Here is a 14,052-nt window from a genome sequence, read left to right as displayed (position 1 = left end):
GCGCCCAGCGCGCACGACGGAAAGGCGTCCCCATGACGGACACCATCCTCGAGATGCGGGACATCACCAAGACGTTCCCCGGCGTCAAGGCCCTCCAGGGGGTCTCGATCGAGGTCGAACGCGGGCAGGTCCACGCGATCTGCGGCGAGAACGGCGCGGGCAAGTCGACCCTGATGAAGGTGCTGTCGGGCGTCTACCCGCACGGTTCGTTCGACGGCGAGATCCTGCTCGACGGGGCGCCGGTGCAGTTCCAGGACATCAACGACTCCGAAGCCGCCGGTGTCGTGATCATCCACCAGGAGCTCGCGCTCAGCCCCTTCCTGTCGATCGCCGAGAACATCTTCCTCGGCAACGAGCAGGCCAGGGGCGGCTTCATCAACTGGAACGCGACGAACCTGCGGGCCGCCGAGCTCCTGCAGCGCGTTGGACTCAAGGACAACCCGGTCACGAAGATCGTCGACCTCGGCGTCGGCAAGCAGCAGCTCGTCGAGATCGCGAAGGCGTTGTCGAAGGAGGTGAAGCTCCTCATCCTCGACGAGCCCACCGCCGCGTTGAACGACGACGACTCCGCGCACCTGCTCGAACTGATCCGCTCGCTGCAGGCCGAGGGCATGACGGCGATCATCATCAGCCACAAGCTCAACGAGATCAAGGCGATCGCGGACAAGGTCACGATCATCCGCGACGGCAAGACCATCGAGACCCTCGACATGCACGCCGACGACGTGTCCGAGGACCGGATCATCCGCGGCATGGTCGGCCGTGACCTGTCGACCCGCTACCCGGAGCGCGAGGCTCCCGTGATCGGCGAGGAGCTCCTGCGGATCGAGGACTGGACCGTCCACCACCAGCTCGACTCGTCGCGCGAGATCATCCACCAGGCGAACCTGCACGTCCGCGCCGGTGAGGTCGTGGGCATCGCCGGGCTGATGGGCGCCGGACGCACGGAGCTGGCGATGAGTGTCTTCGGGCAGTCGTACGGCACCGGCATCACCGGCACCGTGTACAAGCGCGGCACCCCGATCAAGACGCACACCGTCTCGCAGGCGATCGACAACGGGATCGCGTACGTCACTGAGGACCGGAAGCGCTACGGCCTCAACCTCATCGACGACATCAAGCGGAACGTCTCCGGCTCGGCACTCGGCAAGCTCGCGACCTGGGGCTTCGTCAACGCCTCCGAGGAGACGACCACCGCCGGCCGCTTCCTGAAGAGCCTCAACATCAAGGCGCCGAACGTCGACGTCCTGACGGGGAAGCTCTCCGGGGGCAACCAGCAGAAGGTCGTCCTCGCGAAGTGGATGTACGCCGACCCCGACGTGCTGATCCTCGACGAGCCCACCCGTGGCATCGACGTCGGCGCGAAGTACGAGATCTACACGATCATCAACCAGCTCGCAGACCAGGGGAAGGGGATCATCGTGATCTCCTCCGAGCTCCCGGAGCTCCTCGGCATCTGCAACCGCATCTACACGCTGTCCGAGGGCACGATCACCGCCGACGTGCCCCGCTCCGAGGCCACCCCAGAGGTCCTCATGCAGTACATGACCCAGGAACGGGAGACCCCAGTCAATGAACGCGCTCAAGTCCGCAGCTAGCTACCTCACCGGGCAGCTCCGCCAGATCGGGCTGTTCATCGCGCTGATCGTCATCGTCATCTTCTTCCAGGTGGCGACGAACGGCATCACGCTCGCCCCGATCAACGTCTCGAACCTGATCGTCCAGAACAGCTACATCCTGATCCTGGCCATCGGCATGGTGATGGTCATCATCGCCGGGCACATCGACCTGTCGGTCGGCTCGGTGGTCGCCTTCACCGGCGCCATGGCCGGCGTCATGATCACCCAGTGGAACATCCCGTGGCCGATCGCGGTCGTCCTGTGCCTCGTGGTCGGCGCGCTGGTCGGTGCGTGGCAGGGCTTCTGGATCGCCTACTTCGGCATCCCGGCGTTCATCGTCACGCTCGCGGGCATGCTCGCGTTCCGCGGTGCCGCGCAGATCGTCCTGCAGAACCAGCAGATCTCCCCGTTCCCGAACGGGTTCCGCTCGCTGGGCTCCGGGTTCCTGCCGTCGTTCGGCACCACCGGGTACGAGCCGCTGACGATGATCCTCGGCTTCGCGGCGGCGGCGGTGATGGTCGTCGCGGCCTTCCGTGGTCGGGTGACGCGTCGGAAGTACCAGCTCGAGAGCGAACCGTTCGTGTGGTTCCTCGTGAAGACGGCGTTCGGTGCGTTCCTGGTGATCTACGTGGCGCTCCTCCTCGCCAGCTACAACGGCACCCCGATCGTGCTCGTCGTGCTCGGCGCCCTCGTGGTGATCTACTCGGTCGTCATGCGGAGCGCGGTGTTCGGTCGCCACATCTACGCCATCGGTGGCAACGCCCTGGCCGCCCAGCTGTCCGGCGTGAAGACCAAGCGCGTGACGTTCCTGCTGTTCGTGAACATGGGTGTCATCTCGGCGCTGGCCGGCGTGGTCTTCACGGGCCAGCTCAACCTGGCGGCGCCCGGCGCCGGCAACGGCTTCGAGCTCGACGCCATCGCGGCGGTGTTCATCGGCGGCGCTGCCGTCACGGGCGGCATCGGCACGGTTCCGGGTGCCATCGTCGGTGGTCTCATCATCGGCCTCCTGAACAACGGCATGTCGATCCTCGGCGTCGGCACGGAGTTCCAGTCCCTCATCAAGGGCCTGGTGCTGCTCGCCGCGGTCGCCTTCGACGTCTTCAACAAGCGTCGCGCCGCGTCCGCTCGCAAGTAGCGGTCGGCGCGTCCCACCGGCGAACGCGACAGATCCCCGCCGGGTCCCGGCGGGGATCTGTCGCGTTCGCGACGGGATCAGCGGGTCGGTCAGCGGGACAGGACGGCCCAGCCGGCAGCCGGGAGGCGCAGGGTCCCGTCCCGCAGGTCGCCGCCGCCCGCCTCCACCCGCGTCGCGTCAGCCGCGGGCAGCTCCACGGGGTCGTCCGCCAGGTTCAGCGCGGTCACCACCGCGGCGTCCGCCGTTGCGGTCCGGAGCACCACCGCCGTGTTGGTCAAGTGCGTGACGTCGGTGTGGGCCCGGTGCAGCCAGGGGTTCCGCCGACGAAGGGCGACCAGCGCCTCCAGCACGTGAGTGAGGTCGACGGCGGCAGGGGGCTCAGCGGGGAACTCCGGACGGACCGCGTCGTCGCCGCCCTCGCGCTCCTCCTTGACCGCGGCCCAGCCGTACTCGTCGCCCGCGTAGATCACCGGGGTCCCGGCGACGGTGAGCAGCACGGCGGCCGCGTGACCGGCGAAGCGCTCCCCCACCGCGCTGGCGATCCTCGTGACGTCGTGGTTGCCGACGAAGGTCGTCGGGACGAAGGTCCCGAGCAGTGCGTCGTGGCGTTCGACGGCGTGCGCGAGCTCGTGGCAGTTCCGGTCGGCGATGCCGTGCCAGATGCCCTGCCAGAGCTCGTACTGCGTGGTGGAGTCCATGGTCGACGCCTCGACGATCGCCGCCGCGTCGCCGTGGATGACCTCGCCGCTGAACCACGCCTCCGGGAACCGCTCCCGGACCCGCGGCAGCACCCGCGCCCAGAACGTCGGCGGGACGGCGTACGCGGCGTCCAGGCGCCAGCCGTCGACACCGCGGCCGAGCCAGTGCAGCATGACCTCGACGACCAGGTCCTCGGTCGGCTGTGCGTCGTGGTCGAGCGCCACCAGGATGTCGTGGCCCTCGAACAGCCCGACCGGGACCGGGTCGCCCTGCTGCCATCCCGACCAGTCGATGCCGAAGAGCGCTGCCGTGGCCGCCCCCGGGCCGTCGGCCTCGAGGGCGCGGAAGGCCGGGTGGTCCCGTCCGACGTGGTTGAAGACGCCGTCGAGCAGGACCCGGACCCCACGCTCGTGCGCCGCGGCCACGAGCGCGTCGAAGTCGTCGTCGTCGCCGAGTCTCGGGTCGATCCGGAAGTGGTCGACGGTGTCGTAGCCGTGCGTCGAACTCCGGAACACGGGGCCGAGCAGGAGGCCGTTCAACCCGAGCGCCACCACGTGGTCGAGCCACGCCGTGATGCGCCCGAGCCGGTGGTCCACGGGGCGGTCCGCCACCGGGACGGCGGGTCGGACGTCGGCACCGACGAAGCCGAGCGGGTAGACGTGCCACCACAGCACGTGCTCGACCCAGGCGGGCTCCGGCGGACGGACGGACTCGGGGTTCGGGTTCACCGCCTCGATGCTGCCAGGTGCCGCTCCACCTGGGTACAGCCGAGCACGACGGGACGATGCTGGAGCGATGGGACGAGCGATCCGGACCGAGGACGACGCGCGACGGGCATCCGCCGCGCAGGCCGAACGCACGTGTGCGTCGTGCGGGCGGCGCATGCCGGACAGCGCGGCCCCCGACGCCAAGTGGTGCTCGGACGCCTGCCGCCGACACAAGCTCGACCACACCGACCTGGAGCTCGAGCGGACCATCGACGAGCTGCTCGACGCCCGTGCCCTGACGTCGAGCATCTGCCCGTCGGACGCCGCCAGGGCGATCGGCGGCGAGGAGTGGCGCGACCTCATGGAGCCCGCACGTCGTGCCGCGCGCCGCATGGTGGCCCGCGGCGAGGTCGAGATCACCCAGGGCGGCAACGTCGTCGACCCGTCGACCGCGAAGGGGCCGATCCGCATCCGTCGTCCACGGTGAGGGAACACCTGCTGCTCGACAGGTGTTGTCGGGGAGGATGACCTCCTCCGAGACCACCCCGTCCACCGACCACCGCCGCGCACTCGTCGTGGGTGCCAGCGGCATCACCGGCGCCGCCCTCGTCGACCTGCTCACCCGGGACGGCTGGGACGTCGCCGCACTCTCGCGCAGTGCCAGCACCCGCGACGGGATCCGCGGCGTGGCCGCCGACCTCCGCGACCCGGAGAGCCTCCGCACCGCCCTCGCGGACGAGCGGCCGACGCACGTGTTCTTCACGGCGTGGCAGCGTCAGGCCACCGAGGCCGAGAACATCCGTGTGAACGGCGGCATGGTCCGCGACCTCCTCGCTGCCCTCGACCACGCACCCCTCGAGCACGTCGCGCTCGTCACCGGGTTGAAGCACTACCTCGGCCCGTTCGAGGCGTACGCCGCTGGCGCGATGCCGGACACGCCCTTCCACGAGGAGGAGCCGCGCCTGGACACGCCGAACTTCTACTACGCCCAGGAGGACGCACTGTTCGCCGCGGCCGCGCACCAGGGCTTCACGTGGTCGGTGCACCGCTCGCACACCGTGATCGGCCACGCCGTCGGCAACGCGATGAACATGGGGCTGACCATCGCCGTCCAGGCGACGCTCGCGAAGGAGCTCGACCTCGACTTCGTGTTCCCGGGCAGCGAGGCGCAGTGGAACGGCCTCACCGACATGACCGACGCGGGTGTCCTCGCCGAGCAGATGGTGTGGGCTGCGACCGACCCCGCCGGCGCCGACGAGGCGTTCAACATCGTGAACGGCGACGTCTTCCGGTGGCGCTGGATGTGGCAGCGCCTGGCCGCGCACCTCGGGGTCGACCCGGCGCGCGTGGTCGGCTACGAGTCCGCACCGCGGCCGCTCGAGGAGCAGATGGCACCCCACGAGTCCGCGTGGGCGGGCATCGCCGAGCGCCACGGGCTCGTCGAGTCGGACATCGCCCGGCTCGCGTCCTGGTGGCACACCGACGCCGACCTGGGGCGCGCGATGGAGGTCGTGACCGACATGAGCAAGAGCCGCGAGGCCGGGTTCACGGGGTACAGGCGCACCGAACGGGCCTTCACCGACCTGTTCGACCGCTACCGGGCGGATCGAGTGATCCCCTGACCGGCACCGTCGGTCGAACCGGTGCGGTCGATCGCGCCCGGCGCCGAGCCGAGTCCGTGAGTGGGGTACACGGCACCGACGTAGAGTCCGGTACAGACCAGCCGGGGCTCCCCGGTGGGACCCCGACCGGAAGGACACGTCATGTCGCTCGCAGACAAGGCCAAGGACGCCACCCAGAAGATCGCCGGCAAGGCCGAAGAGGCCGTCGGCAAGCACACCGACGACGCCGAGCTCAAGCACCAGGGCCAGAAGGACCAGGTCATGGGCGAGGGCCGCATGGAGACCGAGAAGGCCAAGGACGCCGTCGACGGCAAGTGAGTCGCGACGCTCAGAAGGCGTAACGGAGGCGGCAGCTCGGCAGGTGCTCGGCGACCAGTTCGCGGAAGCGCTCGACGAGCTGCCCCTTCGTGTCTCGGCGGTACCGGACGTTGACGGCACCGTTCTGGGACACCTTGGTCTCCTGCAGGTCAGGACGCCACAGCAGTTCCTCGGCCTTCGGATGCCACCCGAGGTTCACCTCGTGCAGGCCCTCGTTGTGGGTGAGGAAGATCACCTCGGCCGCCAGCTGGGCCTTCGCCGCGGGTGACAGCACGTCGTCCACCTGGCGCAGCAGCTCCGCCCAGTCCGCCTCCCACGTCGGCGTGAGGATGACCGGGGAGAAGTTCAGGTGCACCTCGTAGCCCGCGTCGACGAAGTCGTTCACCGCCGCGATCCGCTCGGCCATCGGCGACGTCCGGATGTCGGTCACCTTCGCCGTCTCGTGCGGCATCAGCGAGAACCGGATGCGTGTGCGGCCCATCGGGTCCCAGTCCAGCAGGTCGCGGTTGACCCATTTCGTGGCGAACGACGCCTTGGCGGTCGGCGACATCCGGAACAGGTTGCAGAGGTCGCGGACGTTCTCGCTCAGCACCGCGTCGACGGAGCAGTCGCTGTTCTCCCCGATGTCGTAGACCCACGCCTCGGGGTCGCACTGGTTCGGTTCGGTCTTCGGCCCCTGCTTCCGGATGTTCCGCGCGACGTGTGCGGCGATCTGCTCGATGTTCGCGAAGACCGTGACCGGGTTGCTGTACCCCTTGCGCCGGGGGACGTAGCAGTACGCGCACGCCATCGCGCAGCCGTTCGCCGTCGAGGGGGCGATGAAGTCCGCCGAGCGCCCGTTCGGCCGGGTGACGAGCGACTTCTTGACGCCGAGCACCAGCGCCTCGGTCTTGATGCGCACCCAGCGCCGGACGTTGCGTTCGTCGCCGTGGACCTCCGGGATGTTCCAGTGCGACGCGACCGGCACGATCTCGGCGTCGGGCCAGCGCGCGACGACGTCCTGCCCGCGGGGCAGCTCGAGGGCGGCCTGCTCGGCGTAGATGCGGGTGACGTCGAGCAGCGGACGGACGCGGTCGGGACTCATCGTCCCCTGTCTACCGGCGACCACCGACGGAGCAGACTCGGAGCATGAGCGAACCGGACGACCACTTCTTCGTCGTCGACGGCCGACGGTGGCGCCGCACCGACCCGGCGGTCCCCGAGGACGTCGCCGCCGCGCTGCGGTCCCACCTCGGACGCGGCCGGAACGCCGTCCGGCAGGCGAAGCGGTCCGGCGACGACGCGGCGCTGGCAGCCGCGCGACACCGCAACGGGATCGCCAAGCACGGCCTCGGCGAGCGCGGCCCCGAGTGGTGGGGGCGCCCGGAGTCCGACCGGGTCGCCGACGCCCGTCGCGCCCTCGCCGACCTCGACGCGCTCGACACCCCCACCGACGGCGACCACCGCGACGCACCGGACCCTGGGGGCAGCGCCGACGCCGGCGCGACCAGCTGAGCGCCGGGCGTGGTCAGGCCTCGGTGTGCCCGAGGTCCGGCGTGTGCAGCAGGCACAGCGTGCGCGACGCAGCGGCGTGCAGCTCGAACACGACGACCTCGTTCGTCCCGCGGCGCAGCACCGGTCCGGGGACGGCGAGCGTGCGCTGCGGGCCGCGCGACCAGTACCGGCCGAGGCAGAAGCCGTTCACCCAGGCGACCCCCTTCCGGAACCCGTCGAGCGACAGGTACCGGTCGGTCGCCTCGTCGAGGTCGAACGTCCCGGACGCCACGACCGGCCCGGCGAGCCGGTCCCCCGCCGACGTGGGCGCGCCCTGGAGCGCCTCGAGCGCCGACGGTGCGAGCGGGTCGAACGCCAACGGCGACGCCGTCCAGCGTTCGAGCGGGACCCCGTCGACGGAGACCCCGCCGATCAGGCCCTTCGGTTCACCGATGCGGGGCCCGTAGTCGACCCGCCCCTGGTCCTCGACGAGCAGTTCCAGGGTGCCCGCGACCGGCGGGAGGGCGATCGCACGGTCGTGGTGTTCGCGCTCCAGGACGCCGACGGTCTGGCCGTCGACGCTCACGAGGACCCGGTCACGGACCTCGGTGCCGACGGTCAGGACGCCACCGGTGGGCAGGTCGACCTCCGTCCGGAACAGCACGAACCCGGAGGCTGCGCCGAGCTCGTCGAACGTGGGGAGCGTGTCGTGGGTGGTCCAGGACGTGAGCTGCGGCAGCAGCGCACCGAGCGGGACGGCGCGGTCCAGCCGGACGGCGACGTCCGGGGCGGAGGTGCGTCGAGCCTCCAGTCCGAGCGGCGCATCCGCTCCCAGCCTGCCGGAGCCTCCCGGCTGCATCGACGCCGGAAGCTCCGGGACGGGCGCGTGGCGGGCGATCACCGCGCGGAACGCGTGGAACTTGGCGGTGGGCCGTCCCGCCTCGTCGAGGGGTGCGTCGTAGTCGTACGACGTCGCGATGGGGCGGTACACGCCCTTGTCGTTCGCACCGTTCGTGAAGCCGAAGTTGGTGCCCCCGTGGAACATGTAGACGTTCACCGAGCCGCCGGCGCCGAGCAGGACGTCGAGGTCCTCCGCGCTCGCGGCGGCGGACGTGGTGTGGTGGTGCTCGCCCCAGCTGTCGAACCAGCCGTCCCAGAACTCGGAGCACATGAGCGGTCCGGTCGGCTGCGCCTGCCGGAGCCGTTCCATGCGGGCGGCGGCGCGGGACCCGAACGAGCCGGTCTTGTGCAGCGAGGGCAGCGATCCGTCCTCGAGCATCGTGCCCATCGGTTGGTCGACGCTCGTGAACGGCACGGTCAGCCCGATCGCCCGGTGCATCGCCTCGAGCTTGGTCAGGTAGACGGGGTCGGAGCCGTACGCGCCGTACTCGTTCTCGACCTGGACGAGCACGATCGGGCCGCCGGCGTCGATCTGGCGGGGCACCAGGATCGGGGCGAGGGCCTCGAGGTACCGCTCGACCGCGGCGAGGAACTGCGGTTCGTCGCGGCGGACGCCCACGGTGCCGTCGGTGAAGAGCCAGTACGGCAGCCCGCCGTTCGTCCACTCGGCGCAGATGTAGGGGCCGGGGCGGACGATCGCGTGCATGCCCTCGGCTTCGACCAGGTCGAGGAAGCGACCGAGGTCGAGACCGCCGGAGAAGTCGAACGTGCCGGGCGTGGCCTCGTGCGCGTTCCACGCAACGTAGGTCTCCACGGTGTTCAGCCCCATCAGCCGGGCCTTGTGGATGCGGTCGGCCCACAGGTCCGGGTGGACGCGGAAGTAGTGGATCGCGCCGGAGAGCACCCGGTGCGGCTCGCCGTCGAGCAGGAAGTCGGTGTCGCCGATGGCGAAGCGCATGGGGGTGGTCCTCTCGGGAGCAGGGGCAGGAGCAGGGGCCGTGCGGACGGATCCGCACGGCCCCGGTGCTGTGGGCGGGGACTACTTCGCGGTGACCTTGAAGCCCTGCTCGTTGCCGTACTTCACGATCGCCTTCTGCCAGGCCTCGAGCCCGGCGTTCAGGTCGGTCTTGTTCTGGTAGGCCTGGCCGACGGTGTCCGCGTAGATGCTGTTCGCGTAGACCTGGAACGGCAGGTACTGCCAGCCCTCGGCGACGTTCGAGGACGCCTTCGACAGGGTCTCGTTGATCGCCTCGCCGCCGAAGTACTCCGGCTTCTCGGCGGTGAACGAGCTCGAGGTCAGCTGCGCCTTCGTCGACGGGAAGCCGCCGGACTTGAGGAACACGTCGATCGAGTCCTGCGACGAGTTGAGCCACTTCAGGAAGCCGGCGGCCAGCGCCGGGTTCTTCGACTGCTTCATGACCACCTCGGCCGAGCCGCCGTTGTTGGCGGTGACGTCGGAGGAGCCGTCGTAGGTCGGGATCGGGGCGACGCGCCAGTTGCCGCTGCCGTCCTTCACGCTCGACTCGAGCACGCCGGGCATCCAGGCGCCGGTGACCATCGTGGCGATCTCACCGTTGCCGAGCTGCTTGTACCAGTCGTCCGTCCAGCCGGGCGTCTGCGAGAGCAGGCCCTTCTCGACGAGCTGGTTCCAGGTCGAGGTCCACTTCTTGGTGCCCGCGTCCTGCAGGTTCACCGTCACGTCGGTGCCCTTGACGTCGAACGGCCGACCGCCGGCCTGCCAGATCATCGACGTCGTGAAGCCGGCGTCCCCGCTGTCCGCGGCGATGTACGCGTTCGGGTTGGACGCGTGGATCTTCTCGGCGTCCGCGACGTACTCGTCCCAGGTCTTCGGCGGGGTGGTGATCCCGGCCTCCTGGAACGTCTTCTCGTTGTAGAACATGGCCATGGGGCCGGAGTCCTGCGGCAGGCCGTAGACCTTGCCGTCGAGGTCGACCGACTGCCACGTGCCGGCGCCGTACTTGTCGGCCAGCGAGTCGAAGCCGTACGACTTCAGGTCGACGAGCGAGTCGCTCAGCGCGAACTGCGGCAGCGCGAAGTACTCGATCTGGGCGACGTCGGGAGCACCGGAGCCCGCCTTGATCGTGTTCTGCAGCTTCGTGTACTGGTCGTTGCCGGTGCCGGCGTTGACGAGCTTGACCTTCACCTTGGGGTAGGCCTTCTCGAACGCGGCGACCTGGGCCTGGGCGGAGGGGGTCCACGACCAGTAGGTGATGGTGCCGCCCTTCTGGAGGGCCTTGGTGATGTCGTCGGACGATCCGCCGGACGACGAGCCGCCGGAGGCGCAGGCCGTCATGGCGATGGCCGCGGTGACACCGATCGCGAGGGCGCTGAGCCCGCGCCGGAGACGCTTGTGCATGGGGTTGCCTTTCACTTCATCGTGAAGCAGGTGCTTCGTGGTGCTGCTGGGGTGCGGGTCACGCCTTGACGGAGCCGGCTGCGAGGCCGGACTGCCAGGAGCGCTGGAGGAAGAGGAACGCGACGACGATCGGGATGATCGTCAGGAGCGATCCGGTGACGACGAGGTTGTAGATCGGGTGTGCCGAGACCCCCTGGGCCTGGGCGCTCCACTGGTTCAGCCCGACGGTGAGCGGGTAGAGGTTCGGGTCGCTCAGCATGATCAGGGGCAGGAAGTAGTTGTTCCACGTCGCGACGACGGCGAAGAGCAGGACCGTGACGACGCCGGGCGCGAGCAGTCGGAGCGCGATCGTGAAGAAGATCCGGAACTCCCCCGCGCCGTCCATGCGGGCGGCCTCGATCACCTCGGTCGGGACGGCGTCGATCGCGTAGGTCCAGATGAGGTACATCCCGAAGGGGCTGATGAGCGACGGCAGGATGATCGCCCACGGGGTGTTCGTCAGGCCGACCGACGAGAACAGCAGGAACGTCGGCACGGCGAGGGCTGTCCCGGGGATCGCGATGGCGCCGAGGACGATCGCGAACACGGCGCGACGACCGGGGAAGCGGAACTTCGCCATGCCGTACCCGGCGACGGTCGCGAGCAGGGTCGCCCCGCCGGCGCCGACGACGACGTAGAGCACGGTGTTCGCGAGCCACCGCAGGTAGATGCCGCCGTTGTACGTCAGCGTCTCGCCGATGTTCTGGAACAGCGAGAAGCCGTTGCCGAACCAGAGCCCGAAGGTGCTGAGCAGGTCGTCCTGCGACTTGGTCGCGTTGACGACGAGGTAGAAGAGCGGCAGCAGCGAGTAGACGGTGATGACGACCATCACCACGAGCAGGAGCGTGGACTTGCGCGCCCGGGGACCCCGGCCGGTCGTCCTGGAGGCACGGGTGCGGCCCGCCCCGCGGTGACCGCGGGTGGTCACCGCCTCGGTCACGGTCGGGGCCGTCGTGCGGGTGTCGAGGGTGCTCATCGGTTCTCCGCTCGGGTCCCGTGCACCTGGACGACGTAGGCGATCACGGCGGTGATGACACCCATCACGATCGCGACGGTGGCGGAGTAGTTGAACTGCTGGCCGCTGAAGGACAGCGAGTAGGCGTACATGTTCGGGGTGAAGGACGTGCCGATGACGTTCGGTGCCAGGGTCTTCAGCAGGTTCGGCTCGTTGAAGAGCTGGAAGCTGCCGATGATCGAGAAGATCGTGGCGATCACGATCGAACCGCGGAGCGCCGGGACCTTGATCGACCAGACGGTGCGCAGCGGGCCGGCGCCGTCGATCTCCGCGGCCTCGTACAGCTCGCCGGGGACGACGCGGAGGGCCGCGTAGAAGATCAGCATGTTGTAGCCGACGAACTCCCACGTGACGATGTTGCCGATCGACGCGAGCACCCAGTCGGGGCTGAACGGCTGCAGCAGGTCGATGCCGAGGGCGGAGTTGATCGAGCCCGTCAGTCCGAACTGGTTGCCGTAGATGAAGCCCCAGATGAGGGCGGCCACCACGCCGGGCACCGCGTAGGGCAGGAAGATCGCGATCCGGAAGAAGGACGCTCCCCAGAGCCGCGCACTGTCGAGCGCGAGGGCGGCGACGAGGGCGACCACGAGCATGATCGGCACCTGGACGACCAGGAAGAGGGCGACCCGGCCGAACCCGGTCCAGAACTTGGCGTCCTGGAACAGCTGGGCGTAGTTGGCGAACCACACGAACTGGTTGCCACCGATGAGCTGGTCGCGGAACAGGCTGAGCCAGAGGGCGTAGCCGATCGGGACGACGAGCATCAGGACCAGGACGACGACGAACGGCCCGACGAAGAGCCATCCGGTCCACCGGCCGCGGGGCTTCGTCCGTCGTCGCGGTGGCGACGTCGGCGCGGACGCCGCTGCCGGTCGCGCTGCGAGCGTGCTCATGTGACTCCTTCGTCTGCTGCGAGCTGGTTCGATGTTGACGTCAACATCGAACGGCGCGACGATAGCATGGCAACGTCAACATGCGCTAGCGTTCGGGGGCGGCAGCCGATCGGCGGGCCACTTCGCGAAGGGGGACGACGTGACCACGGAGATCGACTCGGGGGCGCGTCGTGCCCCGTCGATGGCCGCGGTCGCCGACGCCGCGGGGGTCTCCATGCAGACGGTCTCGCGGGTCGCGCGGGGGTTCGACAACGTCAGTCCGGAGACCCGCGACCGCGTCCGCCGTGTGATGACCGAGCTCGGCTACCGGCCGAACCGGGCCGCTCGTGCGCTGCGGTCCGGGCGGTTCCGCACGATCGGCGTGATCATGTTCACGCTCGCGTCGTTCGGCAACATGCGGACCCTCGAGGCGATCGCCGACGCCGCCGGCGCCGCCGACTTCACGATCACGCTGCTGCCGATGGCCTCCCGGACCGAAGAAGGCGTGCGGTCGGCGTTCTCACGGCTGCACGAGCAGGCCGTCGACGGCGTCGTGATCATCATCGAGTCCCACGTCATCGACACCGCCGAGGTCGCGCTGCCGGACGGTGTGCCGGTCGTGGTGGTCGACTCCACCGGCACGACGAACCACCCGGCGATCGACACCGACCAGGCCGAGGGCGCCCGGCTGGCGACGCAGCACCTGCTCGACCTCGGGCACGAGACCGTGTGGCACGTCGCCGGCCCGGCGTCGTCCTACTCGGCTGCTCGGCGGCGCGCGGCGTGGAGTGCGACCCTCGTCGCGGCCGGACGACCGGTCCCGCCGGTGTTCGAGGGCAACTGGGGCACCGAGTCGGGCTACCGCGCCGGGCTCGAGATCGCCCGCCGTCCGGACGTCACCGCCGTCTTCGCCGCGAACGACCAGTCGGCGCTCGGCATCCTCCGCGCCTGCCACGAACTCGGCCGCAGCGTGCCGGAGTCGCTCAGCGTGGTGGGGTTCGACGACTCACCCGAGTCCGACTCGTTCTGGCCGCCGCTCACCACCGTCCACCAGTCCTTCGACGAGGTCGGGCGTCGGGCGGTCAGCACGCTCCTCGCGGAGATCGCGGGCGAGGCACCACGGACGGCGACCGACCTGGTCCCCGTCCGGCTGGTCGAACGCGCGAGCACGGCCCCGCCGCGAGCCTGAGCCCGTCGGACCCTTGCCCGCAGCCTCGTCTGCACGCTGGCCTGTGGGCGCGCTGACCCGCTGGCTCGCTCCCCCGTCTGTGCGCTG

At 69.8% G+C, this 14,052-nt stretch carries 13 protein-coding genes; 7 read left to right on the top strand and 6 right to left on the bottom strand.

Translation table 11 applies throughout. From position 1 onward, the window contains the following. Positions 1 to 32: 32 nt before the first annotated feature. Together mmsA and mmsB are read left to right on the top strand one after the other, a co-directional pair. Positions 33 to 1,598, top strand: a complete 1,566-nt coding sequence (gene mmsA / locus FS641_RS09245) for a multiple monosaccharide ABC transporter ATP-binding protein (protein WP_144763079.1) — start codon at positions 33 to 35, stop codon at positions 1,596 to 1,598. Continuing rightward, on the top strand, positions 1,573 to 2,754 hold the full coding sequence (gene mmsB, locus FS641_RS09240) for a multiple monosaccharide ABC transporter permease (protein ID WP_144763077.1): 1,182 nt from the start codon (positions 1,573 to 1,575) through the stop codon (positions 2,752 to 2,754). The genes mmsA and mmsB overlap by 26 nt, the downstream gene beginning before the upstream one ends. Before the next feature lie 89 nt (positions 2,755 to 2,843). On the opposite strand, the gene FS641_RS09235 is transcribed toward mmsB, so the two are convergent. Next, positions 2,844 to 4,181 (bottom strand): alpha-amylase family glycosyl hydrolase, encoded by a 1,338-nt coding sequence (locus FS641_RS09235; RefSeq protein ID WP_144763074.1) that lies wholly within the window; start codon positions 4,179 to 4,181, stop codon positions 2,844 to 2,846. A 67-nt stretch (positions 4,182 to 4,248) separates the two neighbouring features. On the opposite strand from FS641_RS09235, the gene FS641_RS09230 reads away from it, so the two are divergent. The 3 genes from FS641_RS09230 to FS641_RS09220 all read left to right on the top strand — a co-directional run bounded on the left by FS641_RS09230 (position 4,249) and on the right by FS641_RS09220 (position 6,100). Further along, positions 4,249 to 4,647, top strand: a complete 399-nt coding sequence (locus FS641_RS09230; protein WP_144763072.1) for a DUF3253 domain-containing protein — start codon at positions 4,249 to 4,251, stop codon at positions 4,645 to 4,647. A 37-nt stretch (positions 4,648 to 4,684) separates the two neighbouring features. Beyond that, positions 4,685 to 5,782, top strand: a complete 1,098-nt coding sequence (locus FS641_RS09225) for an SDR family oxidoreductase (protein ID WP_144763070.1) — start codon at positions 4,685 to 4,687, stop codon at positions 5,780 to 5,782. A 141-nt stretch (positions 5,783 to 5,923) separates the two neighbouring features. Next, a complete protein-coding gene (locus FS641_RS09220) occupies positions 5,924 to 6,100 on the top strand; it encodes a CsbD family protein (protein ID WP_144763068.1) in 177 nt (58 codons plus the stop codon). Between the two features lie 10 nt (positions 6,101 to 6,110). On the opposite strand, the gene FS641_RS09215 is transcribed toward FS641_RS09220, so the two are convergent. Beyond that, positions 6,111 to 7,184, bottom strand: coding sequence for a spore photoproduct lyase family protein (locus FS641_RS09215; RefSeq protein ID WP_144763066.1), 1,074 nt, complete (start codon positions 7,182 to 7,184; stop codon positions 6,111 to 6,113). Positions 7,185 to 7,228: 44 nt separating this feature from the next. Here FS641_RS09215 and FS641_RS09210 point away from each other — a divergent pair, with 44 nt between their 5' ends. Continuing rightward, entirely contained in the window at positions 7,229 to 7,594 is a 366-nt protein-coding gene (locus tag FS641_RS09210; RefSeq protein ID WP_260855760.1) for a biopolymer transporter Tol, read from the top strand. Positions 7,595 to 7,607: 13 nt separating this feature from the next. Here FS641_RS09210 and FS641_RS09205 read toward each other — a convergent pair whose 3' ends face one another. From FS641_RS09205 to FS641_RS09190, 4 genes are all read right to left on the bottom strand, one after another. Beyond that, positions 7,608 to 9,431 carry a beta-galactosidase family protein gene (locus FS641_RS09205; protein WP_144763064.1) on the bottom strand — a complete coding sequence of 608 codons (1,824 nt, stop codon included), beginning with the start codon at positions 9,429 to 9,431 and terminating at the stop codon, positions 7,608 to 7,610. Between the two features lie 81 nt (positions 9,432 to 9,512). Further along, complete coding sequence (locus FS641_RS09200; RefSeq protein WP_144763062.1) at positions 9,513 to 10,850, bottom strand: sugar ABC transporter substrate-binding protein; 1,338 nt, start codon at positions 10,848 to 10,850, stop codon at positions 9,513 to 9,515. A 58-nt stretch (positions 10,851 to 10,908) separates the two neighbouring features. Next, positions 10,909 to 11,865, bottom strand: a complete 957-nt coding sequence (locus tag FS641_RS09195) for a carbohydrate ABC transporter permease (RefSeq protein ID WP_144763060.1) — start codon at positions 11,863 to 11,865, stop codon at positions 10,909 to 10,911. Then, positions 11,862 to 12,797, bottom strand: coding sequence for a carbohydrate ABC transporter permease (locus tag FS641_RS09190; protein WP_144763058.1), 936 nt, complete (start codon positions 12,795 to 12,797; stop codon positions 11,862 to 11,864). Before FS641_RS09190 ends, FS641_RS09195 begins: the two co-directional genes overlap by 4 nt. A gap of 181 nt (positions 12,798 to 12,978) precedes the next feature. Here FS641_RS09190 and FS641_RS09185 point away from each other — a divergent pair, with 181 nt between their 5' ends. Continuing rightward, entirely contained in the window at positions 12,979 to 13,965 is a 987-nt protein-coding gene (locus tag FS641_RS09185) for a LacI family DNA-binding transcriptional regulator (protein WP_186317715.1), read from the top strand. The last annotated feature ends 87 nt before the right edge of the window (positions 13,966 to 14,052 follow it).

Origin of the sequence: Curtobacterium sp. 9128, assembly GCF_007673775.1 — a bacterium.
Classification (GTDB): Bacteria; Actinomycetota; Actinomycetes; order Actinomycetales; family Microbacteriaceae; genus Curtobacterium.
Note: the sequence above shows the minus strand (reverse complement) of the source record. Positions and strands in the feature narration are given on the sequence as shown.

Coding starts and splice junctions, on each gene's coding strand:
- mmsA (WP_144763079.1), top strand. CDS start 33: ATGACGGACACCATCCTCGAGATGCGGGACATCACCAAGACGTTCCCC.
- FS641_RS09205 (WP_144763064.1), bottom strand. CDS start 9,431: ATGCGCTTCGCCATCGGCGACACCGACTTCCTGCTCGACGGCGAGCCG.
- FS641_RS09210 (WP_260855760.1), top strand. CDS start 7,229: ATGAGCGAACCGGACGACCACTTCTTCGTCGTCGACGGCCGACGGTGG.
- FS641_RS09215 (WP_144763066.1), bottom strand. CDS start 7,184: ATGAGTCCCGACCGCGTCCGTCCGCTGCTCGACGTCACCCGCATCTAC.
- FS641_RS09190 (WP_144763058.1), bottom strand. CDS start 12,797: ATGAGCACGCTCGCAGCGCGACCGGCAGCGGCGTCCGCGCCGACGTCG.
- FS641_RS09185 (WP_186317715.1), top strand. CDS start 12,979: ATGGCCGCGGTCGCCGACGCCGCGGGGGTCTCCATGCAGACGGTCTCG.
- mmsB (WP_144763077.1), top strand. CDS start 1,573: ATGAACGCGCTCAAGTCCGCAGCTAGCTACCTCACCGGGCAGCTCCGC.
- FS641_RS09195 (WP_144763060.1), bottom strand. CDS start 11,865: ATGAGCACCCTCGACACCCGCACGACGGCCCCGACCGTGACCGAGGCG.
- FS641_RS09200 (WP_144763062.1), bottom strand. CDS start 10,850: ATGCACAAGCGTCTCCGGCGCGGGCTCAGCGCCCTCGCGATCGGTGTC.
- FS641_RS09225 (WP_144763070.1), top strand. CDS start 4,685: ATGACCTCCTCCGAGACCACCCCGTCCACCGACCACCGCCGCGCACTC.
- FS641_RS09230 (WP_144763072.1), top strand. CDS start 4,249: ATGGGACGAGCGATCCGGACCGAGGACGACGCGCGACGGGCATCCGCC.
- FS641_RS09220 (WP_144763068.1), top strand. CDS start 5,924: ATGTCGCTCGCAGACAAGGCCAAGGACGCCACCCAGAAGATCGCCGGC.